The sequence below is a fragment of the Wolbachia endosymbiont (group A) of Colletes cunicularius genome (genome assembly GCF_964264715.1).
Lineage (GTDB): Bacteria > Pseudomonadota > Alphaproteobacteria > Rickettsiales > Anaplasmataceae > Wolbachia.
Genome location: NZ_OZ183471.1, coordinates 860,222 through 884,140, shown reverse-complemented (window position 1 = coordinate 884,140; position 23,919 = coordinate 860,222). Strand labels below are relative to the sequence as shown.

Annotated in this window: 23 protein-coding genes and 4 pseudogenes; 11 read left to right on the top strand and 16 right to left on the bottom strand. The window is 36.1% G+C overall.

The features are described from left to right. Positions 1-7: 7 nt before the first annotated feature. On the bottom strand, positions 8-283 hold the full coding sequence (locus ACFELZ_RS05215; RefSeq protein ID WP_375315847.1) for a helix-turn-helix domain-containing protein: 276 nt from the start codon (positions 281-283) through the stop codon (positions 8-10). Positions 284-308: 25 nt separating this feature from the next. Then, complete coding sequence (rpmG, locus tag ACFELZ_RS05210; RefSeq protein ID WP_064124823.1) at positions 309-509, bottom strand: 50S ribosomal protein L33; 201 nt, start codon at positions 507-509, stop codon at positions 309-311. A 149-nt stretch (positions 510-658) separates the two neighbouring features. Here rpmG and ACFELZ_RS05205 point away from each other — a divergent pair, with 149 nt between their 5' ends. The 6 genes and pseudogenes from ACFELZ_RS05205 to tnpC all read left to right on the top strand — a co-directional run. Continuing rightward, positions 659-2,422 (top strand): ribonuclease E/G, encoded by a 1,764-nt coding sequence (locus ACFELZ_RS05205; RefSeq protein WP_375315846.1) that lies wholly within the window; start codon positions 659-661, stop codon positions 2,420-2,422. Between the two features lie 86 nt (positions 2,423-2,508). Beyond that, entirely contained in the window at positions 2,509-4,431 is a 1,923-nt protein-coding gene (gene dnaK, locus ACFELZ_RS05200) for a molecular chaperone DnaK (RefSeq protein ID WP_375315845.1), read from the top strand. Positions 4,432-4,519: 88 nt separating this feature from the next. Continuing rightward, positions 4,520-4,804 (top strand): BolA family protein, encoded by a 285-nt coding sequence (locus ACFELZ_RS05195; RefSeq protein WP_375316672.1) that lies wholly within the window; start codon positions 4,520-4,522, stop codon positions 4,802-4,804. Positions 4,805-4,811: 7 nt separating this feature from the next. Further along, positions 4,812-6,053, top strand: a complete 1,242-nt coding sequence (metC, locus tag ACFELZ_RS05190) for a cystathionine beta-lyase (protein ID WP_375315844.1) — start codon at positions 4,812-4,814, stop codon at positions 6,051-6,053. Then, complete coding sequence (locus ACFELZ_RS05185) at positions 6,028-7,449, top strand: Mur ligase family protein (RefSeq protein WP_375315843.1); 1,422 nt, start codon at positions 6,028-6,030, stop codon at positions 7,447-7,449. The genes metC and ACFELZ_RS05185 overlap by 26 nt, the downstream gene beginning before the upstream one ends. An 86-nt stretch (positions 7,450-7,535) precedes the next feature. Continuing rightward, positions 7,536-8,709, top strand: a pseudogene (gene tnpC / locus ACFELZ_RS05180) (IS66 family transposase); the annotation flags it as partial. 633 nt (positions 8,710-9,342) lie between these two features. Here the strand turns inward: tnpC and ACFELZ_RS05175 are convergent. Then, positions 9,343-10,380: pseudogene (locus tag ACFELZ_RS05175) on the bottom strand (IS4 family transposase); the annotation flags it as partial. A gap of 81 nt (positions 10,381-10,461) precedes the next feature. On the opposite strand from ACFELZ_RS05175, the gene ACFELZ_RS05170 reads away from it, so the two are divergent. Further along, positions 10,462-11,322 (top strand): IS982 family transposase, encoded by an 861-nt coding sequence (locus tag ACFELZ_RS05170; RefSeq protein WP_375315786.1) that lies wholly within the window; start codon positions 10,462-10,464, stop codon positions 11,320-11,322. Here ACFELZ_RS05170 and ACFELZ_RS05165 read toward each other — a convergent pair. The 9 genes and pseudogenes from ACFELZ_RS05165 to guaA form a co-directional block, all read right to left on the bottom strand. Beyond that, complete coding sequence (locus tag ACFELZ_RS05165; RefSeq protein ID WP_375316671.1) at positions 11,319-11,762, bottom strand: IS630 family transposase; 444 nt, start codon at positions 11,760-11,762, stop codon at positions 11,319-11,321. The genes ACFELZ_RS05170 and ACFELZ_RS05165 overlap by 4 nt on opposite strands. Before the next feature lie 19 nt (positions 11,763-11,781). Next, entirely contained in the window at positions 11,782-12,144 is a 363-nt protein-coding gene (locus tag ACFELZ_RS05160; RefSeq protein ID WP_375315839.1) for a helix-turn-helix domain-containing protein, read from the bottom strand. Positions 12,145-12,448: 304 nt separating this feature from the next. Further along, on the bottom strand, positions 12,449-15,109 hold the full coding sequence (secA, locus tag ACFELZ_RS05155) for a preprotein translocase subunit SecA (protein WP_375315842.1): 2,661 nt from the start codon (positions 15,107-15,109) through the stop codon (positions 12,449-12,451). 327 nt (positions 15,110-15,436) lie between these two features. Further along, a pseudogene (locus ACFELZ_RS05150) lies at positions 15,437-16,207 on the bottom strand (IS5 family transposase). A gap of 66 nt (positions 16,208-16,273) precedes the next feature. Beyond that, complete coding sequence (locus ACFELZ_RS05145; protein ID WP_375316670.1) at positions 16,274-16,783, bottom strand: IS630 family transposase; 510 nt, start codon at positions 16,781-16,783, stop codon at positions 16,274-16,276. Positions 16,784-16,802: 19 nt separating this feature from the next. Next, positions 16,803-17,165, bottom strand: a complete 363-nt coding sequence (locus tag ACFELZ_RS05140; protein WP_375315796.1) for a helix-turn-helix domain-containing protein — start codon at positions 17,163-17,165, stop codon at positions 16,803-16,805. Between the two features lie 65 nt (positions 17,166-17,230). Next, a complete protein-coding gene (locus tag ACFELZ_RS05135; RefSeq protein ID WP_375316669.1) occupies positions 17,231-17,377 on the bottom strand; it encodes an ankyrin repeat domain-containing protein in 147 nt (48 codons plus the stop codon). Between the two features lie 33 nt (positions 17,378-17,410). After that, on the bottom strand, positions 17,411-17,785 hold the full coding sequence (locus tag ACFELZ_RS05130) for an ankyrin repeat domain-containing protein (protein ID WP_375315841.1): 375 nt from the start codon (positions 17,783-17,785) through the stop codon (positions 17,411-17,413). A 202-nt stretch (positions 17,786-17,987) separates the two neighbouring features. After that, a complete protein-coding gene (guaA, locus tag ACFELZ_RS05125; protein ID WP_375315840.1) occupies positions 17,988-19,550 on the bottom strand; it encodes a glutamine-hydrolyzing GMP synthase in 1,563 nt (520 codons plus the stop codon). Between the two features lie 184 nt (positions 19,551-19,734). Between guaA and ACFELZ_RS05120 the strand changes: the two genes are divergently transcribed. From ACFELZ_RS05120 to ACFELZ_RS05110, 3 genes are read left to right on the top strand one after another with little or no spacing between them, the layout of a single operon-like run. Then, positions 19,735-19,932, top strand: coding sequence for a transposase (locus tag ACFELZ_RS05120; protein WP_375315805.1), 198 nt, complete (start codon positions 19,735-19,737; stop codon positions 19,930-19,932). A 3-nt stretch (positions 19,933-19,935) separates the two neighbouring features. Further along, the gene (locus ACFELZ_RS05115; RefSeq protein WP_375315781.1) at positions 19,936-20,100 is read left to right on the top strand and encodes a hypothetical protein; all 165 of its coding nucleotides are present in this window, start codon (positions 19,936-19,938) and stop codon (positions 20,098-20,100) included. Further along, the gene (locus tag ACFELZ_RS05110; RefSeq protein ID WP_375316627.1) at positions 20,043-20,501 is read left to right on the top strand and encodes a transposase; all 459 of its coding nucleotides are present in this window, start codon (positions 20,043-20,045) and stop codon (positions 20,499-20,501) included. The genes ACFELZ_RS05115 and ACFELZ_RS05110 overlap by 58 nt, the downstream gene beginning before the upstream one ends. A gap of 45 nt (positions 20,502-20,546) precedes the next feature. Here the strand turns inward: ACFELZ_RS05110 and ACFELZ_RS05105 are convergent, their stop codons facing one another. Together ACFELZ_RS05105 and ACFELZ_RS05100 are read right to left on the bottom strand one after the other, a co-directional pair. After that, positions 20,547-21,056: an IS630 family transposase gene (locus ACFELZ_RS05105; protein ID WP_375316654.1), complete on the bottom strand. Its 510-nt coding sequence runs from the start codon at positions 21,054-21,056 to the stop codon at positions 20,547-20,549. A gap of 19 nt (positions 21,057-21,075) precedes the next feature. Next, entirely contained in the window at positions 21,076-21,438 is a 363-nt protein-coding gene (locus ACFELZ_RS05100; protein WP_375315839.1) for a helix-turn-helix domain-containing protein, read from the bottom strand. A gap of 132 nt (positions 21,439-21,570) precedes the next feature. Between ACFELZ_RS05100 and ACFELZ_RS05095 the strand changes: the two are divergent. After that, positions 21,571-21,774, top strand: a pseudogene (locus tag ACFELZ_RS05095) (IS66 family transposase); the annotation flags it as partial. 70 nt (positions 21,775-21,844) lie between these two features. On the opposite strand, the gene hslU reads toward ACFELZ_RS05095, so the two are convergent. Continuing rightward, entirely contained in the window at positions 21,845-23,335 is a 1,491-nt protein-coding gene (hslU, locus tag ACFELZ_RS05090; protein ID WP_375315838.1) for an ATP-dependent protease ATPase subunit HslU, read from the bottom strand. A gap of 1 nt (position 23,336) precedes the next feature. Beyond that, entirely contained in the window at positions 23,337-23,891 is a 555-nt protein-coding gene (gene hslV, locus ACFELZ_RS05085; RefSeq protein ID WP_375315837.1) for an ATP-dependent protease subunit HslV, read from the bottom strand. Positions 23,892-23,919: the final 28 nt, after the last annotated feature.

Here is a 23,919-nt window from a genome sequence, read left to right as displayed (position 1 = left end):
TTACATATTATACAGGTTTAGAATTATGCTTTATTCTTACGTTTATGTCTTGGTCCAATGCAACCAATAAGTTAAGCAAGTATTCTAAGGAAAACCCTTCGATTTTTGACCTATTGATTTGAGATACTTTAGGTTGATCAATCTTTAGAGCTTTTGCTGCTTTTTTCTGTGTTTTGTACCTCTTACTTATTAGTTGTGCAATGACCTTTATTAATTTCAGTTTTGTATCTTTTACATCCCCCAACTCTACTATTATAGGATAACTTAATTGTAAATTTTGCATAATAATAAAATTCCTTATAAAAAAACTACTTTAATTTTTCTTCTTTAAATAATACGTGCCTTCTGACTACTGGGTCATACTTCCTAAACTCCAGTTTTCTGGTGAGCTTTTTTGGATTACGCTTTTTTACATAAAAATAGCCAGTTGATTTTTCTTCACCAGTTTTTGTTATCTTGATTGCAGTGCTGACTAACTTAACGAGCAAAGAAGCATTTTTTTTCGCCATACTTATAATGATATAATAAATTCTATGCGAGTTTATTACGCAAAACACTAAAAGTCAACCGAATAATGCAGATCGTAAAATTCTTGACAATCAACAGTGCATTAAGTAGCATGAAGTTAACTTCAGAATGAAAAGCAAACGGTAAATAAGTGGCAAATAGTGGCAAAAGGTTATTATTGATAGAAAATTCTGCCTGTTCTAATGAGGTAAGAGTTGCCTTATCAGTTAATAATAAGGTTGTAGAATTTGAACAAGAATTCAAGGAAAAAAAACAATTAAGAGGTAATATATACGTTGCTTATGTAAAGCGTATAGAGCCTTCTTTGCAAGCCGTATTTATTGAATATGGAAAAAACAAGCAAGGTTTTTTATCTTTTTCCGAGATATCTCTAGATTACTTCAATATTCCGGAAAAAGAAAAGGAAACTATCTTTGAGGGCTACTCAAATGACGATTGTACAGAAGAAGCTTCAGCAAATGTTTCTTCAGATTCTGCAGCTAGTAAGAATGTCAACGAGTTAGGTAGTGGTTTTGTAAGAGAGGTACCTTTATATAAAAAATACAAATTACAAGATGTTATTTCAGTAAATCAAAAAGTATTGGTCCAGCTAACTAAAGAGGAACGAGGCAATAAAGGAGCTTCATTTACAACATACATAACTTTAGTGGGTAGATACTGTGTTTTCATGCCAAATTCCATGAGTAAAGGTGGAGTGTCTCGCAGAATTGAAGATGCTAATGTCAGAAAGCAGTTAAAGGATATACTGAGTTCAATAAACTTGCCAAAAAGATCAGGTTTAATAGTAAGAACTGTTGGTTCAGGAAAAGATAAGAAAGAAATTGAGCAGGATTACAATTACTTATCCTCATTATGGCAGAGCATTCAAAAAAATGCCTTCTCTGTAAATGCTCCATCATTAATTTACAACGAAGCAGATGTAATTATGAGATCTGTTCGTGATTTTTGTAGCGATGGTATAGAAGTCATAGTATCTGGGAAGGAAGCTTTTGAAGCAGTGAGACAATATACTAAAAATGCATTAAAAGGTAGTAAGTTGCGTTACAGATTGTATAGAGGTTCTATCCCAATCTTTACTTACTATGGAATCGAAGGTCAAATTTCTGAGTTATATAGCAATAGGGTAGAGTTGCCATCTGGTGGGTCTTTGGTAATAACTTTAACTGAGGCGTTTGTTTCAATAGACGTAAATTCAGGAAAGATGACAGGAGAAGATAGCATAGAAGAAACAGCTTATAGAACCAATATGGAAGCAGTACCTGAAATATCAAGACAGGTGAATCTTAGGGGCCTATCAGGATTAATAGTAGTCGATTTTATTGACATGTTGAAATATCAGTATTGCAGAGCTGTTGAATCTGCTATAAAGCAAGCGTTTAAAGACGATAAAGCTAAAGTTCAATTTAGCTATATAAATGACTTTGGTTTAATGGTATTTTCAAGACAAAGAATTAAACCAAACATACAAGAAATTAATACTACAGAGTGTTTACACTGCAAGGGTATTGGAAGAGTAAAATCGAACGAAGTAATTGTTGCATCGATACTAAGGGATTTACAACACATTGCTCATAGGAACCAAAATAAGTCTTTTGATTTAGTAGCGCATAGTGCGGTTATAGCGCATATTTTTAATAATAAACGGAATACAGTTTCTACAATCGAAAAAGAGTTTAATATTACATTGAACATTAGTATTGATAACAGTTTAGATGTAAATACATTTGTTTTAAAACAAGGAGATGATGTTAATTCAAACGGTTATAAGCCATTACAGAACTCTGGATACCAAATTGAGGATAGCAGCAATGAAGAGGTTGATAATTCAAATAAACTACGAGGCAATTTTTGGCTGACTAAATGGCTTTCGCGCTTTTTAAGTTCTAATAACTAATTAGAAACCCTAAATTGGGCTTGTAATTAATAAGTCCTATACTTATATATCTTATATCAGATAATATTTACAATGGGGTACTCATTATGGGAAGAGCAATAGGCATAGATCTCGGAACAACAAATTCTTGTGTTGCAATAATGCAGGGCAAGGATACAAAGGTAATAGAAAATAAAGAAGGGGCAAGAACTACTCCATCTATAGTTGCATTTACTTCGTCAGGAGAAAGGTTGATTGGCGCTCCAGCAAAAAGGCAAGCAACCACCAATGCAAGTAATACCTTTTTTGCTACTAAGAGATTAATAGGCCGTCAGTACGGTGATTCTGAAATGAAAAATCTAAACGTGCCGTATAAAGTGTTTGCAGCAAAAAATGGTGACGCATGGGTTAAAACCACTGATAATAAAGAATACTCTCCTAGCCAAATTGGTGCATTCATACTACAAAACATGAAAGAAGCAGCAGAAGCTTATCTTGGAGAGGAAGTAAAAGATGCTGTGATAACAGTGCCAGCATACTTCAACGACTCTCAACGTCAAGCAACAAAAGATGCAGGAAAAATCGCCGGATTAAATGTGCTCAGAATAGTAAATGAACCGACTGCTGCAGCGCTTGCTTATGGTCTTGATAAGAAACATGGGCACACAATAGTGGTATATGACCTTGGTGGTGGTACATTTGATGTCTCAATACTTGAAATAGGTGAAGGGGTTTTTGAAGTAAAGGCTACAAATGGTGACACTCATCTTGGAGGTGAAGACTTTGATAACGCAATAGTGAGTTATTTACTAGATGAATTCAAGAAAAGTAATGGTATTGATTTGAAAAATGATCCAATGGCTATGCAAAGAATCAAAGAAGCTGCTGAAAAAGCGAAAATTGAATTATCAAGTGCAATGGAAACGGAAATAAATCTACCGTTTATTACAGCTGATGCAAGTGGTCCAAAACACTTAAATATGAAATTAACGAGAGCAAAACTTGAAAGCTTAGTGAATGGTTTAATCGAAAGAACTATGGCTCCTTGTAAAAAAGCTCTTGAGGATGCTGGTTTGTCTGCTGGTCAAATTGGCGAAGTGGTTCTCGTTGGTGGCATGACTCGTATGCCAAAAGTCATAGAGAAAGTTAAAGAATTCTTCGGTAAAGACCCACATAGAGGGGTCAATCCTGATGAAGTTGTAGCAATTGGAGCTGCAATACAGGCGGGAATCATTCAAGGTGATGTAAGAGATGTGTTACTACTTGACGTGACTCCACTTTCTCTTGGTATTGAGACTCTAGGAGGAGTATTCACTCCACTTATTGAACGTAATACTACTATTCCCACTAAAAAATCTCAGGTGTTTTCAACTGCAGAAGATAACCAAACAGCCGTTACAATTAAGGTACATCAAGGTGAAAGAAAATTGGCGGTTGATAACAAGCTACTTGGTCAGTTTAGTTTGGAAGGGATACCTCCTGCTCCTCGTGGAGTTCCTCAGATCGAAGTAACATTTGACATAGATGCAAATGGAATAGCACACGTTTCTGCAAAAGATAAAGCTACTGGAAAAGAGCAAAAAATACGCATTCAATCTTCAGGTGGTCTATCTGATGATGAAATAAATCGCATGGTAAAAGAAGCTGAAGAAAAAGCGCAAGAAGATGAAAAGCGCAAAAAGTTTATTGAAGTGAAGAATCAAGCGGATAGTTTAGTTCATTCTACAGAAAAGTCTCTGACAGAGTATGGTGATAAAGTTTCACCAGAAGATAAATCTGCTATTGAAAATGCAGTTAACGAATTAAAAGAAGTTAGTAAATCTGATAACATTGATGACGCTGATTCAATCCAGCAGAAAGTTACTAATCTTTCTCAATTATCTATGAAACTTGGAGAAGCTATGTATAATGCCTCACAACAAAATAGTGCTGGAAATGGCTTTTCATCAGAAGGGAATCCAAATGATAAAGAAGAAAAAGTAGTAGATTCTGATTATCAAGACATAGATAATAAGGAAGAGAATAAATAAGGGTGTATTGTTATATCACTTTTCCTGTCATCCCAGTGTCAGCTACTTGGATGACAAGAGGAGCATATTGTTGCTTAAAGAAACCATTATGGATATTATTAAAACAATAGAAGAGAAGATACGCGATTCGATAGATGTAATTGATATCAACATTATCGATGAATCAGCAAAGCATGCTGATCATTATTTTGCTTCATCTTCAACATTACCTTCGCACATTAAATTAATATTAATATCTGACGGCTTTATTGGAATGAGCATTCTAAAAAGACATAAGTTGATTTATGAGTTATTGAAGGGTGAGATAGAGCTAATACATGCAATTTCTCTTCACTTGTATACGCAAAACGAGTACAATTTAAAAAATAAATAATAAAAATGTGAAGGAAGAGTCTATATTAGTTAAAGCAGGAAGAAGATTTAATGACTATAAAGGTTCTATGAACCCGCCAGTTTATCATTCTTCTACCATATTATTTCCTACTTACAAGGACTACTTAAATGCAGCAAATGGAGAAAGTATATACGATGTAATCAAGGATGGTGTTGCAAGGGATTATAGCTACAGTAATGTTGGTACTCCTACTGTCCATTATCTTTCAAATGCACTGGCTGAAATTGAAGGGAGTGGACAGGCGCTTATTTATCCTTCCGGACTATTTGCACTTACTTTTGCTATTTTGACTTTCACTAAAGCAGGCTCGCACGTTTTAATTCAAGATAATAGTTATTATAGGCTTAGGAGGTTTGCAGAAAATGAGCTACCAAAAAGAGGAACAGAAGTAACTTTTTATGATCCAACGCAGGATATAACTGATTTAATTCAGAGTAATACTTCATTGATAATGATCGAGACTCCTGGTTCTATAATGTTTGAGATTTCGAATATAGAGCATATAGTAAAAGTTGCTAAAGAACGTGGAATCGTAACCGTTTGCGACAATTCATGGGCCACTCCTTTGTTATTTAAGCCGCTTGATTATGGAATTGATGTTGCACTATATGCAGTGACAAAGTATCTAGCCGGTCACTCAGATTTAGTTATGGGAGCTATTATTGCTGAAGGTGAAATTTTTAAATTGCTTTATGAGAGCTATAAAAATTATGGAGTAACCATTCAATCACACGACTGCTACCTTGCACACAGGGGACTAAGAACACTGCACACACGTATGAAAAGGCACCAAAATACAGCAATGGAAGTGGCAAAGTGGCTAGAAGCACAGCAAAAAGTTAGAAAGGTTTTATATCCAGCACTTCCCTCCCATCCTCAACACGAATTATGGAAAAGTTACTTCAAAGGAGCAAGCGGCACATTCAGTATAGCACTGGATAGAGAATATTCATGTGAAGAACTAAGCTGCATGGTTGATCATATGAAAATTTTTAGTATTGGTGCTTCTTGGGGAGGGTGTGACAGTTTGATATTACCAGTAGATCGTAGATCTATGTCAAGATCTGTAATGAATTCAGATTGTGGTGGAAGTTTCGTGCGAATATTTTGTGGACTGGAAGATCCTGAAGATTTAATCTTTGACCTTAATGACGCACTAAAAAGGTTACCATGTTTAGACTTTCAAAACGATGAAGTAGAACATGAAACTGAGAGAATTACTGCATGATATTGTTGATGTTAACTTTGACGTTGAAATCAAGGGCGTTACATGTAATCCCAAGGGAGTCAAGGAAGGTTATCTTTTCGTTTGTGTGTCAGAAAGGGATAGGATTTACATAGATCAGATATTATCTTGTGGAGCTAAAGCGATAATTGCAAGTGATTGCATAACAAATGGTGTCATTCCAGTGCGTGACGCTGGAATTCATATTTTCCACCCAAATCCTCAAGAAATATACAGCGAAATAGTCAGCAGGTTTTATCAATTCAAACAGCCCAAATATGTTGCTGCTGTAACGGGTACGAATGGTAAAACTTCAGTAGTAGAATTTTGCCGCCAGATCTGGCAAAACTCTGGCTATAATGCTGCGTCTATTGGAACACTTGGAACATGCATCAATAATGGTAGAAAAGGTAATAGCAACAGTCTTACCACTCCAGATGCAGATGACCTTTACGCAACATTGCGTGGTATAAATGTAGAACACTTAGTGTTAGAAGCATCAAGTCATGGAATTGATCAATATAGAATCCATGGATTAAAGTTGAGTGCTGCAGCTTTTACTAATTTCTCGCAAGATCATTTAGATTATCATAAGGATATCAATAAGTATTTTGAAGTTAAAAAAAAGTTATTTTATGAGGTATTACCAAAAGGGAAAACAGCAGTGTTAAATGCAGACATAAGTGAATATGATGCGCTGCTTAAAATAGCTGAAGAACGTGGTAATAAAGTTATAACCTATGGGAAAAAAGGCTCTGATATTACTTTGTTAAAGCAAATACCAGCACCAAACGGTCAATATCTTACAATTAAAATTGGCGATGAAATTTATGACATGTTTTTTCCGGTTCTGGGGCAATTCCAAGCATATAATCTGTTGTGTGCAATGGGTATAGTTACCTCGTCTGGACTGAATTACAGAGAAATATGCGTAGAAAAACTCGTTTCTCCACCAGAAAGAATGGAAAAAGTGAAACCTTTTGCATTTGTGGATTACGCTCATACTCCAAGTGCGCTTAAACAAGCCCTATTGTCTTTAAAATGGCACTTCAATAAAAAAATAATTCTAGTTTTTGGTTGTGGTGGCAATCGTGATCAAACAAAACGCGCAGAAATGGGTAAAGTAGCACAAATATATGCAGACAAAGTGATAATCACGGATGACAATCCGCGTGATGAGAATCCTGCAGAAATTCGTCGTGGTATTTTACTACATTGCCCTAATGCGCTAGAGATAGAAGATAGAAGAGAAGCTATAGAGAAAGGAGTAGATATTGCCTATAACGAGGGTATGATTCTGCTAGTTGCAGGAAAGGGGCACGAAAGATTTCAAATCATAGGGAATCAAACCTTTGAGTTTAGTGATGTTGAGGTTATTAAAAGTAAAGTTTTATCTTGACCTATATACTCTGACCGTATCCGTTCAGCGGAGTGGCAGAATAAGGTAGACAAGGTGATCTAAAAAGATAATCATAGAGCAAAAATGTGGTAAACCTTTTAGAACTTTGCAAAAATTTACAGCAAAGAACAGAAAAGTTAGAAGCAAAAATGGAAAGGCTGGAAAGAGAGAATGAAAGTTTAAAAGCAGAGAACAAGGCTTTAAAGATAGAGAACGCTGAATTAAAGGAAAGGCTTGGTTTAAACTCGAAAAATTCATCTCTACCAAGCTCTAGAGAGTTGTACAAAATAAAAAAGGACAAGCCAAAGAGCGACAGAAACGTTGGTGGTCAGGTTGGTCATAAAGGAAGTTTTCGCGCCAAAATGGATGCAGATGAGGTGATAAAAGTAAAGTTGTCATCTACTTGTGAATGCGGAGGAGGGATTGCAATATGCAAGGGACCGTACATTCATCAAAAAGTTGATCTTCCGGAAATCAAGCCTTATGTAGTGGAATATCAGATGGAGCATGGTCGTTGTCGGAGATGCGGAAAAAGAAGAAGCAGTAAGTTACCAGAAGGTGTTACGTCAGATACATTTGGACCAAGGGTTAAGTCAATAATTGCAGCATTCAGCGGGTTTTACAAAAATTCAAAACGCGAAATAGCGAGTGTCGTAAATGATATCTTCAATTTGAACATAAGCGTCGGTAGCATATCAAATAGTGAACATAGAGTTGCTTCAAAATGCAAAAAAATGTATGAGCAGATCGAACAAGAGATAAGTAGGAGTAAAGTTCTACATATTGATGAAACGAGCCATTATAACAAAGGTAAACTCGCTTGGTGTTGGATGTTTGCAAGCAATACGGCAAGTTTTGTGAAGTTGACAGAGTCAAGGGGAATGAAAGTTTTAAAAAATAGTGTATGCTGCAATCGTAATAGCTTGGTAGTAACTGACAGATATGCAGCATACAATTATTTTTCTGATAAAAACAGGCAAATCTGCTGGGCACATTTATCAAGAGATTTTGAAAGATTAGCCCATAGTTGGAACATTGAGGTCAAAATTCTCGGCTGTTATTTGAGAGATGTTGCCGTTGAGTTGTTTGCACTAAAAAAAGCTTTACTAAAAAATGAGATAGATGTTTTTAGATTTGCCAGACGTGCCAGAAAATTGCGAAAACGTACACGGTATTACTTGAAGCCACTTACCTGAAGCAATTGGAGCTTCTCGAGTTGCGAAAAACATTTTGAAATCTGAAAGAACGATGTGGAATTGGTGTGCCGTAGAAGCATAAAGGATGCTCAGACAAAGAGCAAACTAAGTGCAAAAGCTACATAATAGATGAGGGTGAGCCCCTCAAAGCCGGTTTACAAGAGCAGGCTTTAAACAACCGTAAGCTGCTTTGATAAAGAGTCAAGGTAGTGAGAGTTACGGAAAAGGCACAATTATGTGTCATGTGTTAAATAGAGAGACGAACGCAAGTGAACCACTGATGAAGTGTCGAAACATCAAAGGTGACGTCAAAACCAGGGGGTAATTTCTAACTTGGGATAAACCTATCGGAAACTTGTTTACTGGGTAGGTGGCGTCCGGCATAAAGGTGGCGTGAATCTATTTTGGGCTATTGTGTGGAACTACGGGAACCTGTCGTTTCGATGACAAGGGAGAAATCCAAGAAGCTAAACTTCAAGGATGAGAGTACCGATGCGAAAAACAGGGGCGCGTAGTAGTGAAGAAATTTCTGTAATGGAAATGGAGCGAAGGGGCTGAGTTATTCAGTTTTATTAGTTGGGCAACCAGAAATGGGAGGAACTGACAAATAAAACGAGGCCATCAAATATATGACTGATGGCTGAATAATGGGAGCTGTGTGAGTCGAGAGGTTCATGCACAGTTCTACGACTTACTATTACCCACAAGTATAGAATGAATGAGCAAGTCTCCATCCTTCTGCTAAATCAAAGAGACGTTTCCATCCCTTCCACAAAGCTATAGGGCCTGGTTCTAAGTCATTTTTGCGAGCTAAAAACCCTCCTAACTTGGCCACCCACCTCACAATTTCTCTTATAGGTGGTGGAGTCTCAGGATAGTTTTTTGTCTTAAGCATTTTGGTATATAAAACCTTCCATTCGTCATCAGTCAGTATGACAGTGCAAGAAAGATTCGGATTTGTTCTAGCTACCAATGTGATAAAAAATATTCTCCATGCAATTATACTCATAATTGTAAGAAAGCGGATCAATCTATCTGCTGTTTGGAGCCTACATTCTTCAACTTTAAGACCGGATTTCAAAATTTTATGAAAAACCTCTATTCTCCATCTTAAGCAATACCATTGTATTTTTTCTACTGCTTCTTCAAAATTATTAATATTTATATTTGTTAACAAAATCCAGTTCATGGGCTCTTCGCCAAATGGGGGATATTTTTCTATAACATAGACAGCATTTAAATTTAAATTAGGAAGTTTTTGCGTTTTACGTCTAGCGTTGTTTTTTGATGCATTCATCACAAAGTTACTAAACTTTACTTCTAAAACTGTTGTTCTTTGAGGTTTGTTATCGCAAGCAGGAATACTCACTTGTATTTCTCCTTGGCAAGACATGCGATTCATCAAATCCCACAATCTTTCACCACCTTTTTCAGAATAAGTCGACTTCTTGTTTACTGTTCTGTTTTGATTTCCTCTTACTACAAAAAGAGATTGATTAGTGGAAGCAACTTCAAATAAATCATAAATATCTGCTTCTCTATCACAAACGGTAACTACCTTAACATCCTTTAATCCAGGATGTTTAGTAGAGTCTTTAAGTGATGCTATCCACCGTATGCTTTCTTTCTCTTCTATGGGAAGAGCAGTATTATGGCTTCTTCTTTTCAACTCCTTTAGGTCTTCAGCTAAGGAAGGTCTAGTACTAATTTTTTGATCCAATAATCCTATAGACGTGAATTCTGGATTAAAGGAGAATAGAAAAGGCAAGAAAACAGGGTAAACTCAGCAGTGATAAAAAAATAGATGAGGTTACCCATGGAAGATATAACAAAACTGTTTTGTTTGGTCGATGATTTTTGCAGAGATATAGAGAAAAATTTTGCAGATAAACTACTGCCAAATGGTAAAAACCCCACAAGAACAACGGAAATTGAGCACTCCGAAATCATGACAATAATCCTGCTATATCAACAATCTCCGTGTAAAACTTTCTATCTACATTACCTAACGTTGCTCTACAAATCAGAGTTTCCAAAGTTACCTTCATATACCAGGTTTGTTGCTCTAAAGCCTAGGGTTTTGTGGCATTTAGCAATGTTGTTGCATTGGCTTTGTGGACAGTCAGAAAACACTGGAATTTCATATATAGACACAACTCCCATTGCAGTTTGTCATGCAAAAAGAATATCCAAAAACAAAGTTTTTGCTGGAATTGCAAAATTAAGCAAGAGCACTTACGGCTGGTTTTTTGGTTTCAAATTACATATGGTAATCAATGAAAATGTTGAAATTCATGCACTTACGCTAACAAAAGGCAATGTTGATGATAGGATACCTGTGCCAAATCTGACGGAAAAATTAATCGGTCTTTTGTTTGGTGACAAAGGTTATATTGCAAAAGAGCTTTTTCAGAAGCTGTTTGACCGAGGTTTGAAACTTGTTACCAAGGTGAAAAAAGGTATGAAAAATACATTGATTTCGTTAAATGAGAAGATTTTACTGAGAAAAAGGTCTATCATTGAGACTGTTTTTGGTTACCTAAAAAATAGACTAGAAATTGAACACACTCGCCATAGATCCCCTGTTAATTTTTTGGTTCATATCTTTTCTACTCTCATTTCCTATTCCATCAAATCCACAAAGCCTTCTATTTCCTATACTTTCTTCCTTCCTTAATCCAGAATTCGCGTTCTTATGGCATGCTTAATGGCAAACCAGAACTTCTCAATCGGATTTAAATCCGGTGAGTATGGCGGCAAGAACAAAATTTTACACCCAACATTTTCTATCAAATTTTTCGTTCTTGCAGATTTATGAAAGCTTGCATTATCGAGAACAATAGTCTGTCCAGGTTTTAATATAGGAACAAGTATATTTTCTACATAAGCATCAAAAATCTCGCTGTTGCAGTAGCCCTCAATTACCCAGGAAGCTTTAACTTTTCCCTCATTTAGTGCTCCTATTATGCTTACCCTCTTTCTTTTAAACCCTGGTTTATCGGCAAATAACCTCTTGCCTTTTTGAGACCACCCATATTCATAAAATCTGTTGTCTTCTACTCCAGAGTCATCTATGAATATCAAGTTTTCTTTTTCTATTCCTTCTATTTTTTTTATGAACTCCTTGCGTTTCTCTTCATTCCTTTCCTGATAAAGAAAAGTTTTTTTTATATGTATAGTTTACTTTTTTAAGATAATTGTAGACTGTGTCTTTGCACATGTTGCCAAATTTTTCAATTATTTTTTCAACCGTAATATCTCGGTTTTCATCCAGAAATTTGACAAAGCCATCTAAGTATTTAATTTTATGACTATGTCCCTTTTGGTAGCCTGAAGACGGTTTTATACTTCCTGTTTCTTCTCTTCTTTTCCTCCACCAGTATATAGTTTTTCTATCAATTTTGAACATCTTGCTTACTTCTTCCATAGTCATTTTTTTCTCGTCAACCACTTTTAAAACTCGTTCCCTCAGGTCCTCACTATATGGCTTTGCCATCATTCTACCTTAATTAAAGCAGTATTATACCTTTTTACACTCCTTTGAGGAAACCTTATTTCGGTTAGCTATATCATAATGGGAACTGTTGTGGGTACATTAGCTGCCATTGTTGCTCCATTAGTACTTATTTGTGCTACTGCATGCACTAGCAATAATTGGAATTACTGTAGCATCTGCACTGATAGTTGGTGGTATTGCTTATGGTGTTGCGTATAAGTCATCAGAGCATTCATTAAACAGTAAGCTAAGTGAAGTTAGCTGCAGTAATGTTGATGGAAATAAACAAACTGTATAACCATAATTTTTAGTTCACCACAGTAACTGCGCCGTGGCAGTGTTTGTATTTTTTTCCTGAGTTGCAAGGGCATTTGTCGTTTCTTGAGACTTTTGGAAGTCTGCTATTTCTCGCAGAATGTAACCTATTGCCTATTTCCTGGTTATCTGCCAACTTAAAGTGCGCTAAGCGGTGAATGGTAAGTTCTTTCCACTTTTCAAGCATCGACTCAAACATTAAGAAAGCTTCGCGTTTAAATTCATTCAGTGGGTCTTTCTGCCCCATGGCACGTAAGCTTATGCTTTGTCTTAAGCTTTCTAAAGTTGAAAGGTGCTCCCTCCATAAATGATCGAGTGTCATGATCATTACTTGCTTCACGATCGTATTCCACAAATCTGTAGTGTGCTGACTGTTGAAATATTTTTCTTTCTCAGTAAAAAATTCTTGTATCTTATCATTTATATAATTCAAAGCTTCTTGCTTGTTTAAAAACTTTGCTAAATCTTCTTTATCAAGCGTTATTCCATACCTTGTATGGAATTCTTTGACTATATCTTCAATATAATCCTCATAATAGCCACTTTGGATTATACCTTCTACTATGCTCTCATTTACTTCGCTATATACTTCAAGTAAATCATTAATTTCGTTGCCTAAGATATTGTTTCTCTGCTTAAAAATAACTTTACGTTGGTTGTTGATTACGTCATCAAACTTAAGCAAAGACTTCCGCACATCATAGTTTCTAGCTTCAACTTTCTTCTGCGCCTTCTCAAGTGCCTTATTGATCCATGGATGATGAATAGCTTCGTTATTCTTTAATCCTACTTTTTGTAAAAAGCTTCTCATTCTATCAGAACCAAATATTCTCATTAGGTCATCTTCAAGCGATAAAAAGAACTTAGAAAGTCCAGGATCCCCCTGACGACCAGAACGGCCGCGTAATTGATCATCTATTCTCCTGCTTTCATGTCTTTCGGTTCCAACCACGCATAAACCACCAGCTTTTATAGCAATTTCCTTATCTTTTTTTACTCTTTCGACTATTTCTTGGTATTTTTTTTCTCTTTCATCAGCATTTTTTATCTTCTTTAGCTCTACCTTTGCAATCATTTCAGCGTTTCCACCGAGTTGAATATCAGTTCCACGTCCTGCCATGTTAGTTGCTATAGTGATACTACCTGGCACTCCAGCTTGTGCTATTATGTACGCCTCTTGTTCATGATAACGAGCATTCAATACTGAATGCTTAAGAGAATGGCTTTGCAAAAGCGCAGAAAGCTTCTCAGAGTTTTCGATGCTTACCGTGCCAACAAGGACCGGTTGAAGGCGTTTGTGGCATTCTTCTATAAACTTCAACACAGCATTAAATTTTTCTTTTCCTGTGCCATAAATTTCATCATCAATATCAACTCTTTTTACAGGTACATTGGTTGGAATTTTTACTACATTTAGTCTGTATATATCACGAAACTCTTCTGCCTCTGTTGCTGCTGTTCCAGTCATTCCGGAAAGTTTATTGTACATACGAAAGTAATTCTGAAATGTGACCGATGCTAAAGTTTGGTTTTCATGCTGAATTTCAAGATTCTCCTTCGCTTCAAGTGCCTGATGAAGACCATCGGAATATCTCCTGCCCTCCATCATACGCCCAGTAAATTCATCAATAATCACTACCTTGCCATCCTTTACTATATAATCTTTATCAGCAGTAAACAGCTTATGTGCACGTAATGCTTGGTCTATATAATGAGTCATTATCATGCTGTCAGTATCATAGAGCGAGGAATTTTCAGGAATGAGATTGTATGACCTGAGTAGTTCTTCCACTCGTGAAATACCATCTTCAGTAAGGAACACTGCCCTACCCTTTTCATCCACCTCATAATCAGAGTCAACTAATTTGGTTACTATTTTATTGATATGCTTATATATCTGATTGTTTTCCTCAATCTGGCCAGAAATAATAAGCGGAGTGCGAGCTTCATCAATGAGTATTGAGTCTACTTCATCAACTATTCCGTAGTGAAAGCCTCTCTGAACCATGTCTTCTTGAGAAAATTTCATATTGTCTCGCAGGTAATCAAAGGCAAGCTCGTTATTTGTGGAATACACGATATCTGCACTGTAAGCCTCTTTTCTCTCTTCGTCTGTCAAGTTATTCGTGATAAACGCAACAGAAACCCCAAGAGAATTATATAATTTGCTCATCCACTCTGTGTCTCGTTTTGCAAGATAATCGTTAACAGTTACGACGTGCACGCCTTTCCCTTCTAAGGAATTTAGATATGCTGCTAAAGTTGCAACAAGTGTCTTTCCCTCCCCTGTTTTCATTTCTGATATCATGCCATTATGAAGCACCATTCCACCAATTAGCTGAACATCAAAATGTCTCATATTAAGAAACCTTCGAGAGGCTTCACGCACAACTGCAAATGCAGGTACGAGAAGATCATTTAACGTTTTTCCATTTTTCAATTCTCGTTTGAATTCTTGAGTTTTACCAGCAAGCTCCTCATCAGATAAGCTCTGCATTTCTGTTTCTAATGTATTTATTTGCTGAACAATTTTCCTAAAGGATTTTATTATCTTCTTGTTTGTTGACCCAAATATCTTTCTTATAAAAAAGAATGACAACGTAAAAATGAAAAATATAAGAATGGCTGTCAAAATTAGCGGAGAATCTAGCATAAACTTAAGTAACGTCTTATTTAATATGAGATTATATTACTAAATGCAGCCTACAGCAATGACATATTAGATTTGGGGAGTCTTTGGAAAGTATTTTTTAAATCAAGAATTAAGAGTTTGCCAGGCAATTCCTACCCTAGAAGGCCTTTCTATTAACACATAAAGACTCTATTGCATTATTTTAGGTGTTTGGTAATCTTTAATTCTAGATCAAACAAATTTATAGCAGCCTGTATTAGGTAACTAGTTATGCACGGTAATATCTACCAGCTAAAGGTATTGATGCTATTTTTGCATCGCGGAGTGCTCTATCAGCACTCTTTTCGCTTAGAGCATGTCTTGAAAGGGTAATTTAGCAAGCATAATAGTAATCATATCAAAGAAGATATTAGTTTTTGAAGTAAGTGGCGAGTGTTCATAGTCCTTACTCATGCGCCTAAAATTCGAAAGCCAAGCGTTCAACAATCCATCGTTTAGGAATGACCTGAAACCCTACAGAATCACTAGCTTTTTTGGCAATTGTGAGTAGACATCCTGTCTTCAGAAAACAGCGATTTTGAAGCTCACCTGTATATCCTTGATCAGCAAAAAACTTCTGTAATGTTGGAGTTTTCTGTTTAGCTTGAGAAAAAAGATTCAGAGCGCCGTCACGATCTTGAATGCTTGCACTATGAACGTCAGCTACATTGATTAGGCCTAATGTATCTACAATAATATGGCGTTTACGGCCTTTTATTTTCTTGCCAGCATCGTAACCTCTGGATCCCCTTTTTGAGTCGTTTTTACTGACTGGCTGTCTATTATCCCAACCGATGGTGTATCATTTTTACCAACCATTTCTCTTCCCTTTTTCACCAAAGTGTCATGTATTTCCTGCAATTTTCCGTTATTACGCCATCTAAAATAATGATCATACACAGTCTTCCACGGCGGAAAGTCTTTTGGCAGCATTCGCCATTGGCAGCCACCTCTCATTATATACCTTATTGCATTAATAATTGCTCTGATGTTGTGCTTCCTTGGCCTCCCTATTGCTCCTTGTGCAACATTTGGCTCCAAAATTTCCCATTCCTTATCACTTATATCGCTTGGATACAATTCTTACCTCCTATTTTTAACTTACCTCATCATACCCTTTTTTTCTTTTCAAGACAGGTTCTATAGCTAACCGAAGTAAGATTTCCCCGAGAGCTGAAAGACAAAATCAATAGCCGAATTAATATTGGGCCAAAAGCTTGGCAGCACTTTTCTTATGGCATGCTTAATGGCAAACCAGAACTTCTCAATCGGATTTAAATCCGGTGAGTATGGCGGCGAGAACAAAATTTTACACCCAACATTTTCTATCAAATTTTTCGTTCTTGCAGATTTATGAAAGCTTGCATTATCGAGAACAATAGTCTGTCCAGGTTTTAATATAGGAACAAGTATATTTTCTACATAAGCATCAAAAATCTCGCTGTTGCAGTAGCCCTCAATTACCCAGGAAGCTTTAACTTTTCCCTCATTTAGTGCTCCTATTATGCTTACCCTCTTTCTTTTAAACCCTGGTTTATCGGCAAATAACCTCTTGCCTTTTTGAGACCACCCATATTCATAAAATCTGTTGTCTTCTACTCCAGAGTCATCTATGAATATCAAGTTTTCTTTTTCTATTCCTTCTATTTTTTTTATGAACTCCTTGCGTTTCTCTTCATTCCTTTCCTGATAAAGAAAAGTTTTTTTTATATGTATAGTTTACTTTTTTAAGATAATTGTAGACTGTGCCTTTGCACATGTTGCCAAATTTTTCAATTATTTTTTCAACCGTAATATCTCGGTTTTCATCCAGAAATTTGACAAAGCCATCTAAGTATTTAATTTTATGACTATGTCCCTTTTGGTAGCCTGAAGACGGTTTTATACTTCCTGTTTCTTCTCTTCTTTTCCTCCACCAGTATATAGTTTTTCTATCAATTTTGAACATCTTGCTTACTTCTTCCATAGTCATTTTTTTCTCGTCAACCACTTTTAAAACTCGTTCCCTCAGGTCCTCACTATATGGCTTTGCCATCATTCTACCTTAATTAAAGCAGTATTATACCTTTTTACACTCCTTTGAGGAAACCTTATTTCGGTTAGCTATAACAGAGATTTTACTATTTCTACAGCTTCGTGGTAAGCAGCACAATGTAAAAGAGTAAATCCTTTTCGGTCTTCCACATTAACATTTGCTCTTTTTTGTATCAGAAATTTTACTATCTCTTCATTTTTTGACCCATGTCTAATAGCTCAATGCAAAGGTGTTTCTCCTGAGCTATTCTATATGTCAACATTTACTCCTTTTTCTAGTAAAAGCTCTGCTACTTTTAGACTTCCCCATTTAGCAGCCCAATGCAAAGGTGAGTCCTTTCCATCATTAATATCAAAACCACTTTCTATAAGAACCGCTGTTAACTTTTCACAATCAAACTTAACTGCCAAATATAGCAAATTACAATACGAAAATTTCTTTAAATCAAAATTATTTCCTTCCCACTTCTTAAGGTAATTCTCTAATTCTTCCTTAGTTTGCTTATCTAAATTTTCTTCATTGAGCTTAGCTTCTATTTCAGCTTTTATTTTATCGGCTATGTTCTCCTTGTTCAGACCTTGGCTAAAATTGACCGCCATTAGTATTCTAACTAATTCCTGCATTTTTTCCTCCAAGATATAAAACTTTATTATGGCATATGAAGTGGATTATGTCAATGAAGAACTAAGAAACTGGTTCTTCTTTTTTTCTATAGCTTTAGGTTTACCTACAATTTGAAAAACAACAAACTCGTCATTCCGCCGCGAACCTTCATACCGCCGCAGTATCTCTAGATCACGCTGCGGGATGACTAGACTTTTTGATTTACTCCCACTCAATGGTTGCTGGTGGTTTAGAAGTTAAGTCATAGACAACTCTATTTACTCCGGAAACGTTATTAATAATTATACTGCCAACATTCTGTAAAAAGTCCCAAAACACTAGCGAATGCTGATCCTTATCTTCAAATGGAAATGCATCAGCCGTCATACCATCGGACGATGTTATAGCCCTTAAAGCACAAACATATCCGTATGTACGACCATCTCCCATGACGCCTACAGTTTTTATTGGTAATAATACAGCAAAAGCTTGCCATATCTTATCGTATAGATCGTAATTTTTCATCGTATTAATATATATTTCATCTACTTCTTGCAATATTCGCACCTTTTCTTCATCGACTTCACTTATAATCCTCACTGCAAGTCCGGGTCCAGGAAATGGATGTTGAAATATTATCTCGTCTGAAAGCCCAATTTCTTTTCCAAGTAGCCTTACCTCATCTTTAAAGAGGTAGCGTAAAGGCTCTACTAGCTCCAGGTTCATCTTTTCTGGCAACCCACCAACATTATGGTGAGACTTAATTGTACTAGTGTTGTCTGAGGCATGCCCTGACTCAACTACATCAGAGTAGATGGTACCTTGCATCAAAAAATCCACATCACCTATTTTTTTTGCTTCTTCTTCAAACACTTCAATGAAAGCGTTACCGATAATTTTTCGCTTTTCTTCTGGATCAGTTATCCCCTTCAACCTACTCAAAAATAAATTTGATTTATCAACGTAGTTTATCGGAATCTCTTTTAACATAGTAATGGTCTGGTTCTTGCGTAACAACCCAGTATCGATAAAAATACAGTTCAATTGTTTTCCTATAGCTTTATGTGTGAGAGCCGCTGCAACACTTGAATCAACCCCACCACTTACTGCAGCGATTACTTTTTTCTCTCCTACTACATTTTTGATTTTTTCCTTCTGCTTTTCAATAAACGATTTCATTGTCCAGTCTCTCTCGCAATTTGCAATATCCAAGAAGTTAGAGAGCAATTTACTGCCATTTGTTGTGGGCCTCACTTCAGGATGGAACTGAGTACAGTAAATCTTCCGCTGTTCGTTAACAATCATTGCAATTGTTTGATTTATCACACCTGATGCGATAACAGTAAATCCCTGTGGTATAGTATCAACACTGTCCGCATGATTCATTAATACATCCACTTCAGAATTAACATCCCAGGTATCCTTTATAATGGGGGATTCTTTTAGTATCTTGATTTTAGTTCTGCCAAACTCCTGTTTGAAACTCTCTTTTACTTTTGCTCCAAAATAATGACAAATGAGTTGCTGCCCATAGCATATTCCAAGTATAGGAACGTTTGTTGCCTTATTAAGTTTTATAATTTCATGTACTACTCTACTTGTTTCAGAACAATCATCATTTACAGATTGTGGTCCTCCAGAGAGAATAAACCCATTGAATTTTGATATTGTTTCAAAACTGATGTTGCTTGGAAATATTTCGCAATACACACCCATTTCCCTGACTTGTCTTGCGATAAGCTGTGTAAATTGTGAACCAAAATCAATAATGGCAATTGCTGACAATTTGCTCCTCCATATTATTTAAAAGTGATATCTGATAATAAAGAAAATAAAGAAGTAAGTAAACTAAGACCTCTTAAAAGCTTTAATGTATGGCGTGCGTTTGCTATGATTTATTTTTATCTAAGAGCCTGTCTTCAAACTAAGTAGAAAGGAGTTAAGAAGTGTGTTATAAGATATATTTTAAATGTACCCAAGCGATATAAGTGACAAAGAATGGAAGATAATAGAGCTATATTTTGAACCTAAAAAGACCGGCAGACCAAGAAAACATAGTATTAGAACAATTATTAACGCAATCCGCTATATGATGAGAACAGGATGTCAATGGAGACAACTGCCTAAAGATTTTCCACCATGGAAAACAGTGTATAGTTGTAATTAGCGATTGAAAAAAAGTGGAATATGGCAAGAGATTCATGATTTTCTAGTTAAAAAAGTAAGAGAGATAATTGGTAAGAATGAAACTCCATCAGTGGGAATAATAGATAGCCAATCAGTAAAAACTACTCAAAAAGGGGATCCAGAGGATATGATGCTGGCAAGAAAGTAAAGGGTAGAAAGCGCCACATCGTTGTAGATACTGTAGGTCTTGTAATTGCTGCTGAAGTACAAAGTGCAAGCATTCAGGATCTTGATGGTGCACTAAATCTTTTTGTTCAAGCCAAATGCAAAGCTCCAACATTACATAAGTTTTTTGCTGATCAAGGATACACAGGTAAATTGCAAAACCTCTGCTTATTGGAAACTGGATGTTTATTGACGATTACCAAGAAAATAGTTGATACAGGATTTCAGGTTATTCCCAAACGTTGGATTGTTGAGAGAACCTTTGCTTGGCTCTCCAATTTTAGACGTATGAGTAAGGATTATGAGCATTCTCCTCTCACTTCAAAAAATAACATCTTCTTTAATATGATCACTATTATGCTTCACAAATTAGCTCATTCTTGAGTTTGAAGACAGGCTCTAAGATAGCAGCTTTTTCTCCTTTTATAGCTAACCGAAGTAAGATTTCCCCGAGAGCTGAAAGACAAAATCAATAGCCGAATTAATATTGGGCCAAAAGCTTGGCAGCACTTTTCTTATGGCATGCTTAATGGCAAACCAGAACTTCTCAATCGGATTTAAATCCGGTGAGTATGGCGGCAAGAACAAAATTTTACACCCAACATTTTCTATCAAATTTTTCGTTCTTGCAGATTTATGAAAGCTTGCATTATCGAGAACAATAGTCTGTCCAGGTTTTAATATAGGAACAAGTATATTTTCTACATAAGCATCAAAAATCTCGCTGTTGCAGTAGCCCTCAATTACCCAGGAAGCTTTAACTTTTCCCTCATTTAGTGCTCCTATTATGCTTACCCTCTTTCTTTTAAACCCTGGTTTATCGGCAAATAACCTCTTGCCTTTTTGAGACCACCCATATTCATAAAATCTGTTGTCTTCTACTCCAGAGTCATCTATGAATATCAAGTTTTCTTTTTCTATTCCTTCTATTTTTTTTATGAACTCCTTGCGTTTCTCTTCATTCCTTTCCTGATAAAGAAAAGTTTTTTTTATATGTATAGTTTACTTTTTTAAGATAATTGTAGACTGTGTCTTTGCACATGTTGCCAAATTTTTCAATTATTTTTTCAACCGTAATATCTCGGTTTTCATCCAGAAATTTGACAAAGCCATCTAAGTATTTAATTTTATGACTATGTCCCTTTTGGTAGCCTGAAGACGGTTTTATACTTCCTGTTTCTTCTCTTCTTTTCCTCCACCAGTATATAGTTTTTCTATCAATTTTGAACATCTTGCTTACTTCTTCCATAGTCATTTTTTTCTCGTCAACCACTTTTAAAACTCGTTCCCTCAGGTCCTCACTATATGGCTTTGCCATCATTCTACCTTAATTAAAGCAGTATTATACCTTTTTACACTCCTTTGAGGAAACCTTATTTCGGTTAGCTATAGATTTATGGGTAATAGTAAGGTTCTGCGAGAGGCTGGCGGGGAAGGTCCGCTGGTCTACTCTCCTTTAGATGACCCAGAAAATATTCCGCTGACAAATAACCGTGCTGAGCAACAGATACGACACTACGTTGTTCATCGCAAAAATTCATATTTTACACAATCAAAGCGGAGAAACACATTCCTTGAGCGGATAATTTCATTATACTTAACATGGAAACAAAATGGGCTAAACCCTTTCCAAAATCTCCTATCTATTGTTTCTTAAACCACTCTGCTGAAAGGATACGACCTTCTGAACACTCTCTATACTACTTAAAGTAGGCTTTTTGTTTTTCCTAAAGTATAAACTTAGATAAATCAAGCTGCTTCGAAATTGACTCAAGTTTATCTTTTACATACTTGCTGTCTATAATGAACTTTTCGCTATTTTTCTCAGAAGCAATGAAACTTATTTCATCTAAAAGCTTCTCCATGATAGTGTGAAGCCTTCTTGCGCCTATATTTTCCACTTGCCTATTAACTGTAAACGCTATTTCAGCTATGGTTTTTATACCATCATCAGTGAACTCAAGCGTCACATTTTCTGTTTTCATTAAAGCTATGTACTGCTTTAACAAACTAGATTCTGGTTCCTTTAATATTCTTATTAAGTCCTCTTGAGTAAGTGCCTTAAGTTCTACCCTGATCGGTAATCTGCCCTGTAATTCCGGTAAGAGGTCAGATGGTTTAGACTGATGAAAAGCACCAGATGCAATAAATAATATATAGTCTGTTTTTACATGGCCATACTTAGTTGTAACAGTTGTTCCTTCAAGTAGTGGTAACAGATCGCGTTGCACTCCTTCTCTGTTTACTTCACCTTTTACTTCTGTACGCGCTGCAATTTTGTCTATTTCATCCAAAAATACTATACCGTCATTACTAACAAGATCAATGGCTTCTTTGATTATCTTATCTTCATCCATTAGCCTTTCACTTTCTTTATTAATTAATATTTCACGCGCTTCTTTTACCTTCACCGTAATAGTTTTTGTTTTTTTGTTCCCGTTAAACATCTTGCCCACTATTTCTGTTACATTCATCACACCAACTTGCCCACCTGGCATGCCTGGTATATCGAAAGTAGGTAACATACTCTTGCTCTCTCTGACGTTAATAGAAACTTCTCCGTCCTCAAACTCTTTATTCCTCAACCTTTCTCTAAAAATTTTTTTACTCTCTTCGGTTGCATTTTCGCCTACCATAGAGTTTACTATTGTTTTCTCAGCTAAAATTAAAGCCTTGTTAGCTAAGGCTTTACGGGCTTTCTCTTTAACTAAAACTATTGCTGCATCAACTAAATCACGTATTATCGAATCAACGTCACGTCCAACGTATCCTATTTCAGTAAACTTCGTTGCCTCAATTTTTATGAACGGTGCACCGGCAAGTTTTGCTAAGCGGCGAGCTATTTCAGTTTTACCAACCCCTGTATGACCGATCATCAATATATTCTTAGGTATGATTTCATCACGCAATGGAAATGGAACCTGATTGCGACGCCAACGATTTCTGAGCGCAATAGCAACAGCACGCTTTGCATCATCCTGTCCGATTATGAATCTATCTAATTCTTTAACTATCTTCTGTGGTGGCAGGTCATCTAACAAAACTTGAGTACTGTCATTAACTTGAATATCGCTGTCATTTGAATCAAAACCACTCTTAGTATCTTTATAGAGGTCATTTTTTTCATCATAGGTGTCACTACTACAAGGCCGCCCTTCTGAAAGGGTTATAGGCTGATTGGAAAAATTAGTGCACAAAGTTTTTTGCTTGGAAGACATATCACTCCTCTATCTTTTCAATAACTACATTATGATTTGTATAAACACATATATCGCCAGCTATCTTCATAGCCTTTTTTGCAATCTCTTCTATTGATATTCCTTTAATGTCAATTAAAGCTCTTGCTGCAGATAGAGCAAAATTTCCCCCAGAGCCAATAGCTGCGATTCCATCTTCAGGTTCAAGAACATCACCTGTTCCCGTAATTACTAATGAAATAGATTTATCTGCAACAATCATCATAGCCTCTAATTTTCTTAGATATTTATCCATCCTCCAGTCTTTTGCAAGTTCAACACATGCTCTCATTAATTGCCCTGGGTGCTTGTCAAGTTTAGATTCTAGTCTTTCAAAGAGAGTAAATGCATCGGCTGTTGCTCCAGCAAAACCGGCAATTACAGAATCACTAGAAAGACGCCTAACTTTTTTTGCTCCGGATTTTATAACAGTGTGGCCCAGTGAAACCTGTCCATCACCTATTACTACTACGCTTTTATCTTTTCTAATTGACAGTATAGTAGTTCCATACATTTTACTGTTATCGTGTTGAATCATTTTTCTATTATTTTAAATAAGAATCTCA

What these genes read in the sequence shown, in the direction of transcription:
- ACFELZ_RS05215 (WP_375315847.1), bottom strand. Translation starts at nt 283, where the DNA reads ATGCAAAATTTACAATTAAGTTATCCTATAATAGTAGAGTTGGGGGAT.
- rpmG (WP_064124823.1), bottom strand. Translation starts at nt 509, where the DNA reads ATGGCGAAAAAAAATGCTTCTTTGCTCGTTAAGTTAGTCAGCACTGCA.
- dnaK (WP_375315845.1), top strand. Translation starts at nt 2,509, where the DNA reads ATGGGAAGAGCAATAGGCATAGATCTCGGAACAACAAATTCTTGTGTT.
- ACFELZ_RS05195 (WP_375316672.1), top strand. Translation starts at nt 4,520, where the DNA reads ATGGATATTATTAAAACAATAGAAGAGAAGATACGCGATTCGATAGAT.
- ACFELZ_RS05185 (WP_375315843.1), top strand. Translation starts at nt 6,028, where the DNA reads ATGAAACTGAGAGAATTACTGCATGATATTGTTGATGTTAACTTTGAC.
- ACFELZ_RS05170 (WP_375315786.1), top strand. Translation starts at nt 10,462, where the DNA reads ATGGAAGATATAACAAAACTGTTTTGTTTGGTCGATGATTTTTGCAGA.
- ACFELZ_RS05160 (WP_375315839.1), bottom strand. Translation starts at nt 12,144, where the DNA reads ATGATGGCAAAGCCATATAGTGAGGACCTGAGGGAACGAGTTTTAAAA.
- secA (WP_375315842.1), bottom strand. Translation starts at nt 15,109, where the DNA reads ATGCTAGATTCTCCGCTAATTTTGACAGCCATTCTTATATTTTTCATT.
- ACFELZ_RS05140 (WP_375315796.1), bottom strand. Translation starts at nt 17,165, where the DNA reads ATGATGGCAAAGCCATATAGTGAGGACCTGAGGGAACGAGTTTTAAAA.
- ACFELZ_RS05130 (WP_375315841.1), bottom strand. Translation starts at nt 17,785, where the DNA reads ATGCAGGAATTAGTTAGAATACTAATGGCGGTCAATTTTAGCCAAGGT.
- ACFELZ_RS05120 (WP_375315805.1), top strand. Translation starts at nt 19,735, where the DNA reads ATGTACCCAAGCGATATAAGTGACAAAGAATGGAAGATAATAGAGCTA.
- ACFELZ_RS05100 (WP_375315839.1), bottom strand. Translation starts at nt 21,438, where the DNA reads ATGATGGCAAAGCCATATAGTGAGGACCTGAGGGAACGAGTTTTAAAA.
- hslU (WP_375315838.1), bottom strand. Translation starts at nt 23,335, where the DNA reads ATGTCTTCCAAGCAAAAAACTTTGTGCACTAATTTTTCCAATCAGCCT.
- hslV (WP_375315837.1), bottom strand. Translation starts at nt 23,891, where the DNA reads ATGATTCAACACGATAACAGTAAAATGTATGGAACTACTATACTGTCA.